General features: G+C 73.2%; 20 protein-coding genes. 10 read left to right on the top strand and 10 right to left on the bottom strand.

All coding sequences use genetic code 11. The annotated features are described in order from the left end of the window. Window positions 1–51: 51 nt before the first annotated feature. The gene (locus ACGFIA_RS01635) at window positions 52–1,299 is read left to right on the top strand and encodes an FUSC family protein (protein WP_357382427.1); all 1,248 of its coding nucleotides are present in this window, start codon (window positions 52–54) and stop codon (window positions 1,297–1,299) included. Between the two features lie 107 nt (window positions 1,300–1,406). Here the strand turns inward: ACGFIA_RS01635 and ACGFIA_RS01630 are convergent, their stop codons facing one another. Together ACGFIA_RS01630 and ACGFIA_RS01625 are read right to left on the bottom strand one after the other, a co-directional pair. Then, window positions 1,407–2,030, bottom strand: a complete 624-nt coding sequence (locus ACGFIA_RS01630; RefSeq protein ID WP_357382429.1) for a DUF4352 domain-containing protein — start codon at window positions 2,028–2,030, stop codon at window positions 1,407–1,409. Between the two features lie 374 nt (window positions 2,031–2,404). Further along, on the bottom strand, window positions 2,405–2,719 hold the full coding sequence (locus ACGFIA_RS01625; RefSeq protein ID WP_357382431.1) for an STAS domain-containing protein: 315 nt from the start codon (window positions 2,717–2,719) through the stop codon (window positions 2,405–2,407). 94 nt (window positions 2,720–2,813) lie between these two features. On the opposite strand from ACGFIA_RS01625, the gene map reads away from it, so the two are divergent. Both map and ACGFIA_RS01615 read left to right on the top strand, forming a co-directional pair. After that, entirely contained in the window at window positions 2,814–3,671 is an 858-nt protein-coding gene (gene map, locus ACGFIA_RS01620) for a type I methionyl aminopeptidase (protein WP_357382433.1), read from the top strand. Next, complete coding sequence (locus ACGFIA_RS01615) at window positions 3,668–4,384, top strand: VIT1/CCC1 transporter family protein (RefSeq protein WP_357467345.1); 717 nt, start codon at window positions 3,668–3,670, stop codon at window positions 4,382–4,384. The genes map and ACGFIA_RS01615 overlap by 4 nt, the downstream gene beginning before the upstream one ends. 19 nt (window positions 4,385–4,403) lie before the next feature. On the opposite strand, the gene ACGFIA_RS01610 is transcribed toward ACGFIA_RS01615, so the two are convergent. Both ACGFIA_RS01610 and ACGFIA_RS01605 read right to left on the bottom strand, forming a co-directional pair. Next, window positions 4,404–4,898: a hypothetical protein gene (locus tag ACGFIA_RS01610; protein WP_357382437.1), complete on the bottom strand. Its 495-nt coding sequence runs from the start codon at window positions 4,896–4,898 to the stop codon at window positions 4,404–4,406. Continuing rightward, window positions 4,883–5,953, bottom strand: a complete 1,071-nt coding sequence (locus ACGFIA_RS01605; protein WP_357382439.1) for a helix-turn-helix transcriptional regulator — start codon at window positions 5,951–5,953, stop codon at window positions 4,883–4,885. Before ACGFIA_RS01605 ends, ACGFIA_RS01610 begins: the two co-directional genes overlap by 16 nt. A 214-nt stretch (window positions 5,954–6,167) precedes the next feature. Here ACGFIA_RS01605 and ACGFIA_RS01600 point away from each other — a divergent pair, with 214 nt between their 5' ends. After that, window positions 6,168–6,488, top strand: coding sequence for a DivIVA domain-containing protein (locus tag ACGFIA_RS01600; protein ID WP_393257863.1), 321 nt, complete (start codon window positions 6,168–6,170; stop codon window positions 6,486–6,488). Beyond that, complete coding sequence (locus ACGFIA_RS01595) at window positions 6,485–6,739, top strand: hypothetical protein (RefSeq protein WP_357382443.1); 255 nt, start codon at window positions 6,485–6,487, stop codon at window positions 6,737–6,739. The genes ACGFIA_RS01600 and ACGFIA_RS01595 overlap by 4 nt, the downstream gene beginning before the upstream one ends. Window positions 6,740–6,747: 8 nt before the next feature. Here the strand turns inward: ACGFIA_RS01595 and ACGFIA_RS01590 are convergent, their stop codons facing one another. From ACGFIA_RS01590 to ACGFIA_RS01565, 6 genes are all read right to left on the bottom strand, one after another. Further along, window positions 6,748–7,215 (bottom strand): nitroreductase family deazaflavin-dependent oxidoreductase, encoded by a 468-nt coding sequence (locus ACGFIA_RS01590; protein WP_393257859.1) that lies wholly within the window; start codon window positions 7,213–7,215, stop codon window positions 6,748–6,750. A 50-nt stretch (window positions 7,216–7,265) separates the two neighbouring features. Then, window positions 7,266–9,944, bottom strand: a complete 2,679-nt coding sequence (locus ACGFIA_RS01585; protein WP_357382447.1) for an ABC transporter permease — start codon at window positions 9,942–9,944, stop codon at window positions 7,266–7,268. Continuing rightward, window positions 9,941–10,672: an ABC transporter ATP-binding protein gene (locus ACGFIA_RS01580; RefSeq protein ID WP_357382449.1), complete on the bottom strand. Its 732-nt coding sequence runs from the start codon at window positions 10,670–10,672 to the stop codon at window positions 9,941–9,943. The genes ACGFIA_RS01585 and ACGFIA_RS01580 overlap by 4 nt, the downstream gene beginning before the upstream one ends. A 19-nt stretch (window positions 10,673–10,691) precedes the next feature. Further along, entirely contained in the window at window positions 10,692–11,273 is a 582-nt protein-coding gene (locus ACGFIA_RS01575; RefSeq protein ID WP_357382451.1) for a PadR family transcriptional regulator, read from the bottom strand. Window positions 11,274–11,342: 69 nt separating this feature from the next. Beyond that, a complete protein-coding gene (locus ACGFIA_RS01570) occupies window positions 11,343–11,783 on the bottom strand; it encodes a ferritin-like domain-containing protein (protein ID WP_357382762.1) in 441 nt (146 codons plus the stop codon). Between the two features lie 53 nt (window positions 11,784–11,836). Next, a complete protein-coding gene (locus ACGFIA_RS01565; RefSeq protein ID WP_357382764.1) occupies window positions 11,837–12,286 on the bottom strand; it encodes a hypothetical protein in 450 nt (149 codons plus the stop codon). Window positions 12,287–12,548: 262 nt separating this feature from the next. Here ACGFIA_RS01565 and rimP point away from each other — a divergent pair, with 262 nt between their 5' ends. From rimP to ACGFIA_RS01540, 5 genes are all read left to right on the top strand, one after another. Beyond that, entirely contained in the window at window positions 12,549–13,199 is a 651-nt protein-coding gene (gene rimP / locus ACGFIA_RS01560; protein WP_357382453.1) for a ribosome maturation factor RimP, read from the top strand. Then, window positions 13,196–14,242: a transcription termination factor NusA gene (gene nusA / locus ACGFIA_RS01555; protein ID WP_357382455.1), complete on the top strand. Its 1,047-nt coding sequence runs from the start codon at window positions 13,196–13,198 to the stop codon at window positions 14,240–14,242. The genes rimP and nusA overlap by 4 nt, the downstream gene beginning before the upstream one ends. 15 nt (window positions 14,243–14,257) lie before the next feature. Continuing rightward, complete coding sequence (locus ACGFIA_RS01550) at window positions 14,258–14,593, top strand: YlxR family protein (protein ID WP_357382457.1); 336 nt, start codon at window positions 14,258–14,260, stop codon at window positions 14,591–14,593. 93 nt (window positions 14,594–14,686) lie between these two features. Then, entirely contained in the window at window positions 14,687–17,692 is a 3,006-nt protein-coding gene (gene infB / locus ACGFIA_RS01545) for a translation initiation factor IF-2 (protein ID WP_357382459.1), read from the top strand. Window positions 17,693–17,774: 82 nt separating this feature from the next. Then, on the top strand, window positions 17,775–18,818 hold the full coding sequence (locus ACGFIA_RS01540; RefSeq protein WP_357467365.1) for an SAM-dependent methyltransferase: 1,044 nt from the start codon (window positions 17,775–17,777) through the stop codon (window positions 18,816–18,818). Window positions 18,819–18,837: the final 19 nt, after the last annotated feature.

Raw genomic sequence — 18,837 nt, 5'->3', positions numbered from 1 at the left:
TGTTTGCCGCGTAAAGCGGATCAAATGCGGCGAAATTACTAGGATCGCCTCATGGGGCGTGAGCCGTTCCGTCCTTCCCACGGCAGCGGGAACGACCCGGTAGGTGCGGCGTGGACGGCGATTCGCCGTACCGGCCGGGACACTGTGCGGGATCGGCTGCGGCGGGTGCGGTTGAGCCTGCTCGTGGCGGTGCAGTGCGGGGTGGCCGCCGCAGTCGCGTGGTGGGTCGCGAAGGACCTGATCCACAACCCGCAACCGCTGTTCGCGCCCGCCGTCGCGGTCGGCACCATCGCCAGTTCGGTGAGCCAGCGCTTCCGCCGTACGCTGCTGCTGGTCGCCGGCGTGGCGGTGGGCATCATGCTGGGCGACCTGCTGGTCTCCTGGGTCGGGCAGGGATACGTACAGATCGGCGTCATCGTCGCCGCCGCGATCCTCGTCGCCGTCCTGCTCAGCGACGAGGGCGCGTTCGTCACCCAGGTCGGCGGCAGCGCGATGGTGATCGCCGTGCTGTTCCCGGCCCGGACCGACATCGCGCTGCCCCGCTTCCTCGACGGCGTCGTCGGTGGGGCGGTCGGCATCCTGGTCGCGGTCGTGGTGCTGCCCCTGAACCCGATCTACCGGATCCGGCGGGCCGGCCGGCCCCTGCTCAACCAGATGGCCGCCGGGCTGGACCGCCTGGCCGACGCGGCCCTGGCCCGGGACGCCGAGCTGGCCCGTCAGGTCCTCGACACCCTGCGCCGGCTCGACACCTCGGACGTGGAGACCGTGCTGTCGGCAGCCGACGAGGTCGTCCGCATCTCGCCGCTACGGTGGCACAACCAGAGCGCGCTGCAGGGGTGGCGGCACGGCGCCATCCTCATGATCCGGTCCCTGCTGCACAGCCGCGACGTCGCGCTCAACCTCGAACGCGCGATCCGTGACGACGAGCCCGTTCCGCCGTCGCTCGCCGAGGCCGTGCGGTGCCTGGCCGAGGCCGCGCGCACCGTCGCTGCGGGCTGGTCCCCGTCCACCGACCGGCCCTCCCGATCCCAGCGGGCCGCGATGTCGGCCCTCCGTCTGGCCCAGGAGGCGTTGCGCAGCGGTCTGCGCGTCGGCGGCATCAACGTGGCGAACGAACTCACCATCATCGCGGTGAACACGATCCGGGCGAGCGGGGTGCGCAAGCGCGACGCCGAGTCGTTGCGTCGTGATCTCGCCCCGGACACCGCGGGGGAGACGGGAGAGCGGCACCCCGCGTCGGGTCCGGGGCGGCCGGAACCGGGGCAGGGCCTGTCGCCCGGGATGGGAGAGGCCTCTTAGCCGGAGGGCAACCGAGTCGCGGTCCAAGGCCCAGCTCTCAACCGGGAACTGGGCCTTGGACCTGCTCCGGCACAGGAGACGTCGTCCAGGTCAGGCTGGCGTGCCGGTCAGAGCATGACCTCCGCGTCCTCGGCGAGGGTGAAAAGCCCGGCGTCGAACACCAGCTTCACCAGCTTCGTTCCCTTCGGTACGTCGAAGTAGACGTTCGCCTTCACGGCGTTCCCCGGGTTGATCTCGTCGAGGAAGCCCTCGCCGTCCTCGTTGCCGTAGATCGCCGCCTCACCGTCGGCCTCGTACTCCCGGCCGCGTCCGTCGTGTGCGCTGACGGTGCCGTCGGCGTGGAACAGCTTCGCCTTCTTGGTGACGTTCTTCGCGGTCAGGACGACCCGGCAGAAGCTGCCCTGCGCCTTCTTGTTGAGGAAGTCACTGCCGACCTTGGCGATGCCGCACTTGATGCTGTGTGCGGTGAATTCGAAGTCACCACCGCGTACCGTGTCGCCGATCCGGTAGACCTTCGGCGCGTCGGCGGGCTTCTCGCTCTTGACCGGCGGTGGTGCGGCGGCCGAGGTGGGAGCGGAGGTCGAGGCCAGCCCGGCGCCGTCAGCAGCAGGGGCGACGGAAGCGCCGCTGCCGGCCGCGCCGGGGCTCTTGTCGTCGCCGGTCAGGGCGAGCAGGGCCGGTCCACCGCAGCAGAACACCACGACGACGGCGACACCGATGAGCACCGGCATGAGCCACTTCTTCTTCGGCGGCGGTCCGAAGCCAGGCTGACCGGGCGGAGGCGGATACGCGCCAGGGGGACCGGGCGGCGGCGGGGGATAGGAGCCCGGGGGACCGGGCGGTGGCGGGTACGAGCCAGGGTTATGCGGTGCGGTCATGGTGATGCGCTCCCAGGAGATGTGCCCCCGCGCCCCGCGGAGGCGATCACCGACGCTGCCACATAGCCCTTGGCCCGCATAGATCGTTCATTGTCCGGTGCCCGACCGCGTTCACCCGAACAGTTCGCGCACCGTGACCTCGACGGCCGCGAGAATTCCACCGCAGTCGTAGGGGAATGGCCGGAACGGGCGAGCACGCCTCCGGAATCCGGACAGGTTCCGCGCGGTCAGGTGCGGGCGAGCCAGTCCTGGTCGCCCAGGCCGGAGATGTCGAGCACGCGCCGGACCTGCGGGGACGGCAGCACGGTGAGCGCGGCCGGGAACCGCTGCGCGAGCCGGACCACCGCGTGGATGGCGGCCGAGTCGAAGAAGGTGACCGCCCGCAGGTCGAGCGTGAGCTGCTTGGCAGGCTCGCGGAGCGCGGTCTGGAACATGGTGTCGGCGGTCGCCATGTCGACCTCGCCGGTCACCTGGACGCGCACCTGGTCGCCGTCGACCTGCGCCGTCACGGAGAAGACGGGCGCCGCGCCCCCTTGATCCACGGAGCAACAATGGCACAGCGTTTGCGGCACGGCAATAATCTGCCCGGCGGGCCTGTGGCGAGGGGCACATCCGCCCCGGCGATAGGCTTGGAGCATGACCGTCCGTGCGCCGCTGACCCCCGGCACGCTCTCCCCGTGGCGAGCGGTTCCCGCCCACATCCCGCGCCCGGAGTACGTGGGTAAGAAGCGCCCGCAGGAGTGGCGCGGCTCGCACGTGCAGACGCCGGAGACCATCGAGAAGATGCGCGTGGCCGGGCGTCTCGCCGCGCAGGCCACCCAGCTCGCCGGAGAGCACTGCAAGCCCGGGGTGACCACCGACGAGATCGACAGGGTGGTGCACGAGTTCCTCTGCGACCACGGCGCCTACCCGTCGACGCTCGGCTACCGGGGCTTCCCCAAGTCGTGCTGCACCAGCCTCAACGAGGTGATCTGCCACGGCATCCCGGACACCACGGTGCTCCAGGACGGCGACATCATCAACGTCGACGTCACCGCGTTCCTAGACGGTGTGCACGGCGACACCGACGCGACGTTCTGCGTGGGTGAGGTGAGCGAGGAGGCCCGCCTGCTGGTCGAGCGGACCCACACGGCGATGATGCGCGGCATCAAGGCCATCGCGCCGGGGCGGCAGATCAACGTCATCGGCCGGGTGATCGAGTCGTACGCGAAGCGCTTCGGCTACGGCGTGGTCCGCGACTTCACCGGGCACGGCATCGGCGAGGCGTTCCACAGTGGCCTCTACGTGCCGCACTACGACAGCCCGCGCCCCACCGACGTGATGGAGCCCGGCATGACGTTCACCGTCGAGCCGATGATCACGCTCGGCACCTACCAGTACGACATGTGGGACGACGGCTGGACGGTCGTCACCAAGGATCGCAAGTGGACGGCCCAGTTCGAGCACACCATCGTCGTGACCGACGACGGCTACGAGATCCTGACGCTGCCGTGACCGACACCCCTGCGGCACTGCGCGAGGCGCACCACGCGGACGTCTCCGGCGGCTGGCTGCGTCCGGCCGTCTTCGGCGCGATGGACGGGCTGGTCACCAACATCGCGCTGATCGCCGGTGTGGGCGGCGGCGGGGTGTCGCCGCGCAGCGTGGTGCTCACCGGCGCGGCCGGCCTGGTGGCCGGCGCCATCTCGATGGGCCTCGGCGAGTACACGAGCGTCCGGTCGGCGAACGAGCAGGTCGCCGCCGAGGTGGCCAAGGAGCGGCGCGAGCTGGAACGCCACCCGGAGGCCGAGGCCCGGGAACTCGCAGACGCTTGGGTCGCCCGTGGACTGTCCCGCGAACTGGCGACACAGGTCGCCGAGGCGGTACGCGCCAACCCGGAGGAGGCGCTGCGGGTGCACGTACGGGAGGAGCTGGGCGTCGACCCCGACGACCAGCCCAGCCCGTGGGCCGCAGCGATCTCGTCGTTCGTCTGCTTTTCGATCGGCGCGCTGGTGCCGCTGCTGCCGTACCTGCTCGGCTTCACCAGCCTCTGGCTGGCGCTCGGCGTCGGCGGCGTCGGCCTCTTCGTCGCCGGTGCGATCGTGGCCCGGTTCACCAACCGCGCCTGGTGGCGTGCCGGTCTGCGGCAGTTGCTGCTCGGCGCGCTGGCGGCCGGCGCGACCTACCTGATCGGCGCGCTGATCGGCGTCAGCGGCGGTATCGGCTGAGTCTGAGCCACCCCGGCCGTCAACCGGACAGCAGGTCGTCGATGGTGCCGTCGACCGGCCGTCCCCGGGCGGCCAGCTCCTCGGCCTGCCGGGTCAGCACCGCGCCGACCTCCGTCATGTCCGCCCCGGCCAGCCCGGTACGCCGCACCGCGTCCCCCGGGTCGCGGAAGTAGGTGCGGCTGAACAGTCCCTGCACCGTCGCGGCGGCCAGCCGCGCCTCGCCGAGCATCAGCAGCGCCTGGTCCGTCTCGTACCACTCGGCCAGCCGCAACGCGCGGGCGTGCGCCGCGCTGCCCCGGTACCACGCCTGCCGCGCGACACCGGTGAACTCGGCCGGCCGGGCCCGCGCCAGCCGCGCCAGGTGCTCGTCGCGCAGCTTCCGCAGCCAGCCGGTCGGATCGTGCAGGGCGCGGGTGGTCACGTACCGGTCCGCTGCCAGCGGCCAGCGGGACGTGATCGTCGTCGCCCGGCGCAGGTAGTCGTCCGCCCCGGCCACTGTCAGGTCGACGAGCACCCCGTCCACCCGCCGCGTGGCGGGCGGCGGCCCGGCGCCGGGCCGGTAGGTGACGACCAGCAGGCCGACCTCGCGGTCCCCGCCGCCGTCGTCGTCGCCGTGCGCGAGCGGACCGTGTACGGCGACCGCCAGCACGTCCGCCGGGAACCGCCGCAGGGCCGCAGGCGGTGTTCCGGCCAGCCCCACAGCGACTCGACGTCCCCGACGACGGTTGCCGGGAGCTTCTCGATCTGCTCGCTCAGATGACGCACGGTCGCGACCGCCTCGTCGTGCCGGCCGGCGAGGGAGAGCGCCTGCGCCCGGCCCGCCAGCAGACCGCAAGTGGCTGCGGACGGCCTGGCGACGAGCGGCAGGACCTCTTCGGAGATCGTGACGACGGCGTCAGGCCGTCGACCGTCGTAGCAGCCGTTGACGATGTCCCAGGCACGCGTCAGGACTCGTGTGTCGGGATCGCGGGATTCGTCGGCGGCTCTCTGGGCGCTGGCCCACCATCTCCTCGACAGCAGGGCGTGTCCCGACGCGACGAGGCTGAGCGCGACGATCACCGACAGCGCCGCGGCGGCACGTAGCAGCTGTGGGCGGCGCCGATCGTCAGCTGCGGCGAGTTGATGCTGGAGGACTGTCAGATCCCGGCCGAGTTGGGTCATCAGCTGGTCGTGTGGCTGGCGATAGTAGGCCGTGCCGTAGGAGGCGACGATTTCTCCCCACGCGTCGGAGCCGACGTCGACCGCTGTGTCGAGGCCGTGCCGCAGCGCCTCCCAGCCGACCAGCCGGTCGACTGTGGGAAGAGCGGCGAGCGAAGTCATGGCTTGGAGGACCGACCTTCTCGGCATGTCGATGTCGTCGGCACAGCTGCTGTCGTACGCCTTCTTGAGCGAGCCGTTCTTCGACAGCGCCCGGTCGTAGGCGGCCACGACGGCAGGGTTGGCGGGGCGGTCGCCACGCTCGATCTGCCCGAGGTAGCCGAAGTCGTACCTGATGAGGTCGGCGAACTTCCGCAGTGACCAACCCGCGGCTACCCGATGCTGCCTGAGTATGTCCCCGAAACGGTCCATGCCGCCCTCTCCGGCTGTGGGCTTGCGTGTGGGCCCACTGCTCACCGCTGCCCCTGCTCTGCGTAATCGGGATGCTACCCACGCCGACCTATTCGGAGCGGCCCGTGTGAGCCCTGTCGGCGTACCGCGATCACGCTGCGACGACAGGTGCCGGGAGCGGGTTGTAATCGGCCCGCTCTCCACGGCCGGATGGCACCGACGAAGGACAGGTTCGATGAGGATCATCCCGTTCCGACGCCGACGCGACCGTCGGCCCGAGCGCCGTGCGATGTGCTATCGCTCTGCGGCGTACCAGACGCTGCGCCCCTGGCAGGTACGGGAACGAACGTTCAGCTCCGCACCGCTGGGCCGACGCGGGCTCGATCCCGAACAGGTCCGGGAGTTCCTGGACCTGGTGGCGGGCGATCTCGCGACGGTCTATGACGCGTTGGCCGAGAGCCGCCGGGAGACCGGCCGGGTGAAGGACGCCCTGCGGCGCTGGCAGTCCGAGCAGGCCCGTGCGCGGGCCGGGCGGGAGCAGGAGCAGGAGCGATGACCGAGCGGTGGATCATCCATCTGCCGATGGTCGTCAACGACCTCGTGTCTGCGCAGCGACTCGCCCGTGTGGTCGCACATTGGAGCCACGTCCTCCCGCAGACCGAACCAGGCGGCACCAGCGTCTCTCCCGAGGACGATCAGAACGTGCGGCACTGGGTCTTCTGCGACCGCAACCTGGCCGAGGGACGCCGCTGCCTGCTCCGACCGGATCACGACGGCGACTGCTCGTCGCGACTCCGGCCACGGTGAGCCCTCGCTCAGGCGTTCGGGACCAGCCGGAACACGCGGATCTCGCGGCCACCGGCCCGCTCGACGTACGTGCGGTACGCGGGCCACTCCTGCACCAGCCGCTGAAACAGCCGTTCCCGTTCCTCGCCGGTGACCTGCTCGACGGTGACCGGGATCCGGCGCCCCTTGACGTCCACCTCGGCGCCCGGGTTGGCCATCAGGTTGAACGTCCAGGACGGCTGGTGCTGCTGCCCCCAGTTCGAGCCGATCACCACGTAGGCGTCGCCGTCGGGGACGTACACCAGGGGGTTGCTGCGGGGCTTGCCGGAGCGGCGGCCGGTGGAGGTGAGCACCAGCGTGGGCACCAGCCCGAAGGCGACCACGCGCCCTTTCGTCATCCGGCCGACCAGCCGGTCGGCCGGGACGAGCAGGCGCATGGTGGCGCCGAACCAACGCTGGTGACCGAGACGGCGGGTGAGGGATCCCAGGGCTGACATCCGACAAGTGTGCCGCCCGCACCGTGGTCCGTCATCCCTCGGACGGTCAGTCAGTCGAGGCGGCGTTCGATCGGCAGGCGGGACCGGGTGAACAGCGCGGCGCCGCCCATCGCCACCAGCGGTACCACGACCAGCGCGGCGAGCGTCACGCCGGGCACCGTCACCGGGTACGGCGGCTGCACCGGCCAGGAGTCCGCGTACCGCTGGTTGAGCGCGGCGAGGACGACCACGGCGGAGCCGAGCCCGGCGACGATGCCCAGTGCGGAGCCGAGGACCGCGATGACCCCGGCCTGGCAGAGCGACAGCAGGCGTCGTACCCGGGGATCGGCGCCGACCGCCGCGAGCGTGGACAGGTCCCGGCGGCCCTCGGCCGCGGCGAGGCCGGTGGCCACGGCGGCGGCGCCGAGCGTGATCACCCCGGAGGCCACCGCCAGCAGGAGCAGCATCGGCCGCTGGTCCGACGGCGGGTCGGCGGTCGCCACCTGCGCCGACATGGGCCCGATCTCGAACAGCTCGTCGGTCAGCATCTCGGTCTGCTGCTCGGTGGGCGAGCCGGCGGTGTCCAGCAGGTAGCCCAACGGCACGGCGGACAGGCCGAGCGCGTCCGCGGCGGCGGGGGAGAGCACCAGCCGGTCGACGCTGAGACCGCCGCGCAGCGCGTACCCGGGCAGGAGACGCCCGGTGGGCGGGCCGCCGGAGTTGTAGTTGACCTCCACCCGGACCTGCCCGTCCGTCACCCGCCGGGCGTCGGTGACCACCACGCCCCCGGCGGCGAGCGTCCGGCGCGCGGCGGCCAGTTCGTCGGCGGGCGCGTCGGTGAGTGGGGCCAGCGCGGCGCCGTCGTCCACGAGCACCGGCAGGTACACGTCGACCGGCTCCTGGAAGGGGATCACGCAGCGCGGATCGCGCCGGGCCGAGTCGGGGACCGGGTCGGAGGAGGTGTACGGGCAGCGCTGCTCGGGCGGAACGACCGCGTACGCGGCGCAGTCGTCCTTCTCCCGGACGCTGCCGGCGCAGCCGGGAATCGCGACGGGCGTCACAGTGGCGTCGGGCAGGACGGTGCGGGCCCGGGTGGCGACGACGTCGGCCGACGGAGGATCCGCCGGGATGTCGCCGGAGTGGGTGAGCAGCACGTTCCCCGGCGGCAGGCCCGGCTGCCAGAGTTCCCGGGAGCGGGTCTCGTCGCTCGCCACGTAGACGCCGATCGCGACGCTTCCGGCGACCGCGGCCATCACCGCCGAGATGGCGGGCGCGGCCGACGACCGGTTGCGGCTGGCGTCGCGCAACGCGAGCCGGGGCGTCAGCGGCAGCAGCCGGCCGGCCCGGCCCAGGACCCCGACCAGCGTCGGGGTGCAGAACACCAGCCCCAGCTCACCCAGGGCGACGCCGGCCAGCACACCGGTCTGCGAGGTGCGGCCGGCGGCGAACGCGGCGAGAGCGGTTCCGGCGACGGTGAGCGCCACCCCGATCAGCAGCCAGCGGCGGCGTGGCCGGGTCGCGTCGCGCCGGCCGGCCAGGCCGGTCGCCACGTCCTGCCGGGCCGCCGTCCAGGCCGGCGCCATCGCCGCCAGCACCCCGGCCAGCACCGCCGTCGCGGCGATCGCCACCAGCGCGCTCGGGAAGATCCGGTACGCCCCGAGGCGCTCCCCGAGCACGTACTGCTCGACGAGCGGCCGGCCGGCGAACGCGGCGCCGATGCCGAGCAGCAGGCCGAGGGCGGCCCCGCCGGCGCCGAGCACCACCCCGTCGGCGAGCACGATCCGGCGCAGGTGGGAGGCGTCGCCACCGGCCACCGCGACGAGCGCGAGGTCCCGCCGCCGACGCCGGACGCTCACCGCGAAGGCCGGGCCGACCAGCAGCACCACCTCCAGCAGGCCCAGCCCGCCGACCACTCCGACGACGCCGGCCTCGTCAGCGTCCGGTACGCGCATGCCGCGGGTGAACTCCTGCCGTCCCGGCAGCGGGTCACGGACGACGACCTGGATGCCCTGCGCGTTCAGCCGGTCGACGAGCCCCGGGTCCAGCGGGCCGGGCAGGTCCACCAGCCAGGTGTCGCTGCCGACCGCGGCCTCCGGGATCACCCCGGCCATCGTGACCACGTCCCGGAGGTTGTCCGGGTACTCCACCACCCCGACCACCCGGTACGTGGCGCCGTCGATGCTGCGTACCGGGTCGCCGATGCGGGTCTCGAGCCGGCGCAGCGCCGCCGGGCTGACCGCGATCTCGTCGGGGCGTACCGGCGGCCGGCCGTCGCGTACCTCGGCCAGCGGCCGGGTGAGCGGGTCGGTCAGGTCCAGGGCGCGCGCCTCGATCGACTCGACGTGCCGGCCGACCCGCGTCGAGAACGTCATCCACCAGCGCGTGCGGGCGACCCGGCTGCCCTCGGGCAGCAGCGCGCGCACCTCCTCGGCGGTCGCCGGGCGGGTCCGGCCGACCCATTCGCCCTGGACCGGCCAGGCCGACTCGCCCCAGGCGTCCTGCGTCACAGGCACCAGGCTTTCCCAGCGCAGCGCGACGTCGCCGCCGCCGAGCTGGCGCTCGATGCGCTCGGCCCGGGTCAGATCGCCCATGTCGTAGCTGACCGCGGCGAAGCTGAGGCCGAACACCGGCAGCGCGATCATCACCAGCACCAGCAGCGTGCGCCGCCGGGCCCGCCGGGCCTCCCGGCGGGCGATCCGCAGCGCGGTCCGCCACGACCCGTTTACGGCGGCGAGGCGGCCGCCGGTCACCGGATGCTGCCGCTGAGCAGGTGGTCGACGCCGATCAGCGGGGCGGTCGAGTCGACCATCACGCCGTCGCGCAGGAAGACCACCCGGTCCGCCCAGCCGGCGTGCCGGGCCTCGTGGGTGACCAGCACCCCCGCCGCTCCGGCGTCCACCCGGCGGCGCAGCAGGTGCAGCACCGCCTCGCCGGTCTGGGAGTCCAGCGCGCCGGTCGGCTCGTCGGCGAGGACCAGGCGGCGCTCGCCGACGAGGGCCCGGGCGATCGCCACCCGCTGCTGCTGGCCGCCGGACATCTGGTCCGGGAAGCGGTCGGCCAGGTCCTCCAGGTCGACCTCGCGCAACGCGGCCAGGGCCGACTGGCGGGCCGCCCGTACGCCGGTGCCGTCCAGTTCCAGCGGCAGCGCCACGTTCTCCACGGCGGTCAGGCTGCCGAGGAGGTTCAGGTCCTGGAAGACGTATCCGATCCGGCGGCGGCGCAGCCGGGCCAGCTCGCGGGCGGAGAGCCCGACCAGTGCCTCGCCCTCGACCACCACCTCGCCGCCGGTGGGCCGGTCCAGGCCGCCGGCCAGCGCCAGCAGCGTGGACTTGCCGGACCCGGAGGGGCCCATCACCGCCACCAGTTCACCGGCCCGCACGGTCAGGCTCACGCCGCGCAGCGCGTGCACGGCGGCCTCGCCGGCGCCGTGGGTCCGGCGTACGTCCCGCAGTTCCAGCACCCCGTCGATCGGGTCCATCAGTGCCTCCCGTGCCGGGTCACCGGCGGGCTTCGTCGCCGGCCCGGTCCACCGCCTCGGAGTGGTCGACCGCCCGGATCGGCGCCGGGCGGTGCCGGACCAGGCTCGTCTCGCAGTGGTCGAGCCACCGCACCTCGGCCTCGGTCTGGAAGATCATCGCGTCCAGCACCAGCCGCCAGGGTAGATCCTCCGGCTTGTCGCTCGTGTACTTCAACCGGGTGAACTCCTGGAGCGCGCGCATGGTGGCGGTGCGCTGGGTCTGCACCACCGCCCGCACGTCGACGCCCGGGGTGGTGAGCGCCAGCGCCAGTTTGATCGACAGTTCGTCGCGGGGGCGGTCGGCGCGGCTGATCGGCGTGGCGAACCAGAGCGCCAGGTCCGCGCGTCCGGCGTCGGTGATCTCGTACGGCCGCTGCCCGCTCTCGTTCTCCGGGAGCGGGCGCACCAGGCCGTCACGTTCCAGCCGGGCCAGCGTGGTGTAGACCTGTCCGATGTTCAGCGGCCAGGTCGACCCGGTGGACTCCTCGAACGCGGCACGGAGCTGGTAGCCGTACATCTGACCGCGTTCGAGCAGGGCGAGCAGGCCGTGACGGATGGACATGGTCGTGAGTATGCATACCTGGTATGCGCTACGCAACCGGAGGGTTCCGCCGGGTGACCGGCCGCACGCTCACGCGGGGCGGCCCGGGAACGCGACGGTGACCGGTGTCACGCCCGCCGTGCGGCGCCAGCGGGTGGCGCGCAACGCGCAGTCGGTGAGCGCTGCAAGCGCGGTGTTGCGGTCCGCGCCGGTGGTGTGCGGCAGCGCGGCCCGCCAGTGCCCGGCCGTCCGTTCCTCGATCTCCACCGCCAGGCGCAGCGCGCTGGCCCGGTCCGTCACCGGATAGGGCAGCGCGTATCCGGCCCGGTCGGCGGGCACCTGCCCGGAACCCTCGGCGAGCTGGAGCAGCAGCGCGTCGCGGCGGGACCGGTGGGCCGCCTCGGCGGCGCGGGCCGCCGTACGCGCCGCCTCGGTCAGGTGCACGCCGATCACCCCGTACGCCCAGATCGCCGCGTACTCGGCGGCGAGCGCGTCGGCGAGGGCCGTGGCCGGGCCGTTCGTCGGGTTCACGCTGTTCCGGCCGGGCGTGCCCGCACGGCCCTCGCTCCGCTCGGTGCGTTCGTTCACTTGAGTGCCTCCACGTGGGTGGCGCGCGCGGCGGCGATCGAACCGAGCAGCGCGGCCCGCTCGGCCGGCGCCTCGGCGCACGCCCGGGCCGCGTTCACGCGGCCCTCCTGCTCGGCCCGGCGCAGCTCGGGAAGCACGGCGTCGGGGGCGGGCGCGCTCGCCGAGGCCCCGGCCGCCGGGGCGCCGGAGGGTGCCGGCCGGCCGATCACCCGGCGTAGCTCCTCGGCGTGCGCCCGGTGCGCGTCGGCGATCGGGGTGAGCCGCCCGGCCAGCGCCGGCGCGGCGGTGGCGGCGGCCCGGTAGCGGGCCTCCAGCGCGAGCGCCTCGGCGGCCAGCGGCTCCAGCGCGTCCGGCGCCGGTGGCTCCTTGTCGCGGTCGAAAAGATCACAACCGGTCAGCGGCGCCGTCGCGCCGCCGAGCGCCACGAGCCCGCCGGCGCGTAGCAGCCAGCGCCGGGAATGCCCCGCTCCGACCTGGTTGGTTGGTGTTCTGCCGATCCCCACCTGACAGAGTCAACACCATCCGCGCTGCCTTGTGGGTCAGGGTCTCGGTGCGCCGCCGGGTCCGTCGACGGCCACAAGCGTTACGCTCTGCGCAACCACCGGGCGCGGACGCCCCGGTGGCGCGCCGGTATGGCGGGCCGAACGCCCGCACCGGCCCGGACAACACGGCCCGCGGGTCGTGGCAACAGCAGGAGAGGTGCGCGCAATGACGCAGCGTGGCCGTGCCACCCGGCCGACGGGGCCCGCCGGGCGGCCCCGCCGGTCCGACGGGCCCCGCGGCACGGACCGGAGCGGCGCACCCCGCGGCGACCTCGCCGCCCGCCGCAACCGGCTGCGCGAGGTGATCGAACCGGTCGTCACGGCGGCCGGTTACGACCTGGAGGACCTCTCCGTCTCCCGCGCCGGCCGGCGGCACGTGGTCCGGGTGATCGTGGACGCCGACGGCGGGATCAACCTGGACGCCGTGGCGGACGTCTCCCGCGCGGTCTCGGCGGCGCTGGACGCGGCCGAGGAGGCCGGTGGCGACATCGTCGCCGGCGAGTACCAGCTCGAGGTCAGCTCGCCCGGCGTGGACCGCCCGCTCACCCTGCCCCGGCACTGGCGGCGCAACGCCGGGCGGCTGGTAAAGGTCACCGTCCGCGGCGACGCGGGGGACCGCCAGCTCACCGGCCGCATCACGGCCGCCGACGACGAACGCGTGGTGCTGGAGACCGACGCCGGCCCCGCCGAACACCCGTACGCCGAACTCGGGCCCGGCCGGGTCCAGGTGGAGTTCAACCGCCTGGACGACCTGGCCGACGAGGACTTCGGTGACGACACCGACGACGACGAAGATCTGGAGGACGAGGAGAGGTGAACATCGACCTCGCGGCGCTGCGCGCCCTGGAGCGCGAGCGGGAGATCCCGTTCGACACGATCCTCGCGGCGATCGAGACCGCGCTGCTGACCGCCTACCGGCACACCGACGGCGCCGAGCCGCACGCCCGGGTGGAGATCGACCGCAAGAGCGGGGCCGCCTCGGTCTTCGCGCAGGAACTGGACGCCGACGGCACGGTGACCCGGGAGTGGGACGACACACCGCACGACTTCGGGCGGATCGCCGCCATGACCGCCAAGCAGGTGATCCTCCAGCGGCTGCGCGAGGCCACCGACGAGGTGCACTTCGGCGAGTACGTCGGCCGCGACGGTGACCTGGTCACCGGCGTGGTGCAGGCGCACGAGACGCGCCGGGAGAAGGGCATCATCAGCGTCGACCTGGGCAAGCTGGAAGGCGTCCTGCCCCAGTCCGAGCAGGTCCCGGGCGAGGATCCGCAGCACGGCGAGCGGATCCGCTGCGTGGTCGTGCACGTCGCCAAGGGCATGCGCGGGCCGCAGATCACGCTGTCCCGCACGCACCCGGCGCTGGTGAAGAAGCTGTTCGCGCTGGAGGTTCCGGAGATCGCCGACGGCACCGTGGAGATCGCCGCGATCGCGCGTGAGGCAGGTCACCGTACGAAGATCGCCGTACGGTCGACCACGCCCGGCGTGAACGCCAAGGGCGCCTGCATCGGGCCGATGGGCCAGCGGGTGCGCGCCGTGATGAGCGAGCTGCACGGCGAGAAGATCGACATCATCGACTGGTCGGACGACCCGGCGACGTTCGTCGGCAACGCGTTGTCGCCGGCCAAGGCGCTGCGGGTCGAGGTGGTCGACCTGGCCACCCGTACCGCCCGGGTGACCGTCCCGGACTTCCAGCTCTCGCTCGCGATCGGCCGGGAAGGGCAGAACGCCCGCCTCGCGGCACGCCTGACCGGTTGGCGCATCGACATCCGGTCCGACGCGGAGACCGCCGCGCCGGGCGGTGGCCGGGGCGGAGCTGATCACGTACGGGAGCCGGGCGGCGCGATCTCGGGCAGCTAGGGGTAGACTTTCTCAGTGGCACGACGCGCGCTGCCGGAGCGCACCTGTGTGGGCTGCCGGAAACGAGCGCCGGCCAGCGAGTTGTTGCGGGTCGTCGCGATCGGTGACGAGGCTGGTCATTCCAGCCTCCGGCCCGATCCGGCCCGCAGACTGCCGGGTCGGGGAGCGAACATGCACCCTGATCCGGCCTGCTTCGCGCAGGCGGTGCGTCGCCGCGCCTTCGGGCGGGCACTGCGCCTCACCGGGGTCCCCGACCACGGTGCGCTTGCGGAGCACGTCGACGCGCAACCCCCGACGACCGGTCAACCCGACCGGTCGAGGGTCGCTAGCAAGGTAGGACGACCGACATGAGCACACGATGAAGTCCCTGAAATGACCAGGCTTCAAGTGCAGGAGTGAGGTCGCTGCGGGTGCTGCCCGCACGACCTCGGAGTGAGGAGTGCAGTGGCAGGAAAGGCCCGCGTACACGAGCTTGCCAAGGAGCTCGGGGTCGAAAGCAAGACCGTTCTCGCCAAGCTCAAGGAGATGGGCGAGTTCGTGAAGTCCGCGTCCAGCACCGTCGAGGCGCCTGTCGCCCGACGGCTGCGTAGCGCGTTCGTAGCCGGTTCGTCGGCGCCCGCCGGTCCGCCGGCTGCCGCGCCCAGTGGCCCGGCACCGACCCCGACGCCCACCCCGACCCCGGGTGCCCCCCGGGTCTCGGCCAGGCCGATGCCGCCCCGGCGTCCGGCCGCGCCGACCCCTGGACCGAAGCCCAAGGGCCCGGTCCCCGGCCCGCCGCAGCCGGCGACTCCGGTCGCCAAGCCGGCGAGCGCGCACGACATCGAAGTGGCGGCCGCCGAGGCGCGTGCCGCCGCGCTCAAGGCTGAGCAGGAGGCCGCGGTCAAGGCCGCCCAGGCCGCCCGCCAGCAGCAGCGCGAGACCGTACGCCGGGAGCCTCCGGCCGAGGGCGGTCCCCGTCCCGGCCCGCGTCCCGGCCCGAACGCCATGCCGCCGCGTCCGGGTTCCCCGGCCGCCGGCCGTCCCGGTGGTCCGGGACAGGGTCAGGGCCCCGGTGCCCGGCCCGGTGGGCGTCCGCCGGCGCGTGGCGCCGGTAACAACCCGTTCGGTATCCAGGGCGGGCAGCAGCAGCGGCCCCCGGCCGCGGGCGCGGGCGGTCCCCGTCCCAGCCCGGCCGGTATGCCGCCGCGGCCGAGCCCGGCCTCGATGCCGCCTCGGCCCAGCCCGGCCTCCATGCCGAGCCAGCGCCCGACCACCGGCCGTCCCGGCGGCCCCGGTGGCGGTCGTGGCGGACCCGGCGGTGGCGCCGGTCGTCCCGGTGGCGGCGGCGGTGGTTACCGCGGCGGTCCCGGCGGCGGTGGCGGTGGCGGTGGTTACCGCGGCGGTCCCGGTGGTGGCGGCGGTGGCGGTGGTTACCGCGGCGGTCCCGGCGGCGGTGGCGGTGCTCCCGGCGGTGGTTTCCGTCCGGGTGGTCCGGTCGGCGGCGGTGGCCGTCCCGGCGGCGGCGGCCGTGGCCGTGGCGGTGGCGCGGCGGGTGCCTTCGGGCGTCCCGGCGGCCGGCCGACCCGTGGTCGCAAGTCCAAGAAGCAGCGCAGACAGGAGTTCGACAACCTGTCGGCGCCGACCATGTCCTCGGGCGCGCCCCGCGGTCAGGGTCAGGTCGTCCGGTTGTCCCGTGGCGCCTCGCTGTCGGACTTCGCCGACAAGATCAACGCCAACCCGGGTTCGCTGGTCCAGGAGATGTTCAACCTGGGCGAGATGGTGACGGCGACCCAGTCGTGCTCCGACGAGACCCTGCAGCTGCTGGGTGAGCACCTCGGCTTCGACGTGCAGATCGTCAGCCCGGAGGACGAGGACCGCGAGCTGCTCGCGCAGTTCAACATCGACCTCGACGCCGAGGTCGCGGAGGACCGCCTGGTCAGCCGTGCGCCGGTGGTGACCGTCATGGGTCACGTCGACCACGGTAAGACCAAGCTGCTCGACGCGATCCGCAAGGCGAACGTGGTGGCCGGCGAGGCGGGTGGCATCACCCAGCACATCGGCGCCTACCAGGTCCACGTCCCGCACGAGGGCGAGGACCGCGCGGTGACGTTCATCGACACCCCGGGTCACGAGGCGTTCACCGCCATGCGTGCCCGTGGCGCCCAGGTCACGGACATCGTGATCCTGGTGGTGGCGGCGGACGACGGCGTGATGCCGCAGACCATCGAGGCGCTCAACCACGCCAAGGCGGCGGACGTGCCGATCGTGGTCGCGGTCAACAAGGTCGACAAGCCCGAGGCGAACCCGGACAAGGTCCGCCAGCAGCTGACCGAGTACGGCCTGGTCGCCGAGGAGTACGGCGGCGAGACCATGTTCGTCAACGTGGCGGCCAAGCCCGGCATCGGCATCGAGGAACTGCTCGAGGCCGTGCTGCTGACCGCCGACGCGTCGCTGGAGCTGACCGCTCCGATCGACGGGCCGGCGCAGGGTGTCGCCATCGAGGCGCACCTGGACAAGGGCCGTGGCGCGGTGGCGACCGTGCTGGTGCAGAAGGGCACCCTGCGTGCCGGTGACTCGATCGTCGCCGGTGGGGCGCACGGCCGCGTGCGGGCCATGCTGGACGAGAACGGCAAGCCGGTCGACTCGGCCGGTCCGGCGCGTCCGGTCATGGTGCTGGGTCTGACCACGGTGCCGGGTGCGGGTGACACCTTCCTGGCCGCCGAGGACGACCGGACCGTGCGGCAGATCGCCGAGCAGCGGCAGGCACGGCGGCGGGCGGCTTCGTTCGCCAACTCCCGTGGCCGGGCCACTCTCGAGACGCTCATGGAGCAGCTCAAGGAGGGCGAGAAGACCTCGCTCAACCTGGTGCTCAAGGGCGACGTCTCCGGTTCGGTGGAGGCGCTCGAGGACGCGCTGTTCAACCTCGACATCCCCGAGGAAGTCCAGCTTCGGATCATCCACCGGGGCGTGGGTGCGATCACCGAGAGCGACGTCATGCTCGCGAGCGCCTCGTCCGAGGCGGTCACGATCATCGGCTTCAACGTTCGGGCCTCGAACAAGGTCCGCGAGATGGCCGACCGCGAGGGCGTGGAGATCCGGTACTACACCGTCATCTACCAGGCCATCGAGGAGATCGACGCCGCGCTCAAGGGTCTGCTCAAGCCGGAGTACGAGGAGGTCGAGCTGGGCACCGCGGAGATCCGCGACGTCTTCCGCTCGTCCAAGATCGGCAACATCTCCGGCTGTATCGTCCGGTCCGGCCTCATCCGCCGCAACGCCAAGGCGCGGCTGCTGCGGGACGGTGCGGTCGTGGCGGACAACCTCACGATCAGCTCCTTGAAGCGGTTCAAGGACGACGCGACCGAGGTCCGCGAGGGCTTCGAGTGTGGTCTGACGCTGGGCGGCTACAACAACGTCCAGGTCGGCGACGTCATCGAGACGTTCGAGATGCGCGAGAAGCCGCGCGCCTGACGACCACGCGTACGACCGGCCGGCGGCCGGGGCCTTCGGGCCCCGGCCGTCGCCGTCTCCGCAGGCTGCGACAATCTGCGGCGTGATCCGGTACGCACTACTCCTCGCCCCCTCCGCCAACCGCGTCTACGCCGACGCGGCGGCCCGGCTGGCCCGCGCCGAACTGGCCGTGTTCGCCGGCTCCGGCGTCCTCGGCGCCGTACCGGCCGACGCGGAGGTGACGGAGATCGGCGGGGTGGAGTACCTGACGTTCGGCACCGCCGAACCCGGGCTCGGCGAGCGGGACCTGGCCTACCTGGCGAACCTGTCGGCGGCGTACGCGCTGTTCGAGCGGGTCGGCGACGACCTGCTGCGGCCGGTGCCGCTGCGCCCGCTGGCCCGGTACGACTCCGACCTGATCACCATCCCCAAGTACGCCGGAAAGACGAACGAGCAGTTCACCCGCCTGTTGCTCAACGTCACTGTGCTCGCCTCCGCCGCCGCGCCGCGGATGCTGGACGGGCCGGTGGTGGTGCTGGACCCGCTCTGCGGCCGGGGCACCACGCTCAACCAGGCGCTCATGTACGGCTACGACGGCATCGGCATCGAGCGTGACAGTCAGGACGTGGAGGCGTACGCGGCGTTCCTGCGTACCTGGCTGCGCCGCAAGCGGCTCAAGCACACCACCGAGTCGACGTCGGTGCGCCGGGACCGCAAGCTGGTCGCCCGCCGGTTCGAGGCCGTCGTCGCACCGTCGCGGGACGAGCACCGGGCCGGCGCCACGCAGCGGATCACAGTGCTGAACACCGACACCACCCGGGCCCGCGAGGCGTTGCGCGCCCGCTGCGCCGACGTGATCGTCACCGACGCGCCGTACGGGGTGGCGCACGGCAGCCGTACCGGTCAGGGGCTGTCCCGCAGCCCGCTGGAGCTGCTCACCGCCGCCGTGCCGGTGTGGCGGGAGCTGCTGCGCCCGGGTGGCGCGCTCGGGCTGTCCTGGAACACGCACGTGGCGCCGCGGGCGCGGGCGGAGGCGGTGCTGGCCGACGCCGGGCTGCGGGTGCTGGACGGCCCCGGTTTCGGTGACTTCGCACACCGGGTCGACCAGGCGATCGAGCGGGACGTGCTGGTGGCGGTCGCGCCTTAATCGGGTGCCGGGGTGCGCC

It is taken from the genome of Micromonospora sp. NPDC049203 (genome assembly GCF_043197215.1).
Classification (GTDB): domain Bacteria; phylum Actinomycetota; class Actinomycetes; order Mycobacteriales; family Micromonosporaceae; genus Micromonospora.
This window is presented reverse-complemented; position numbering and strand designations above follow the sequence as displayed.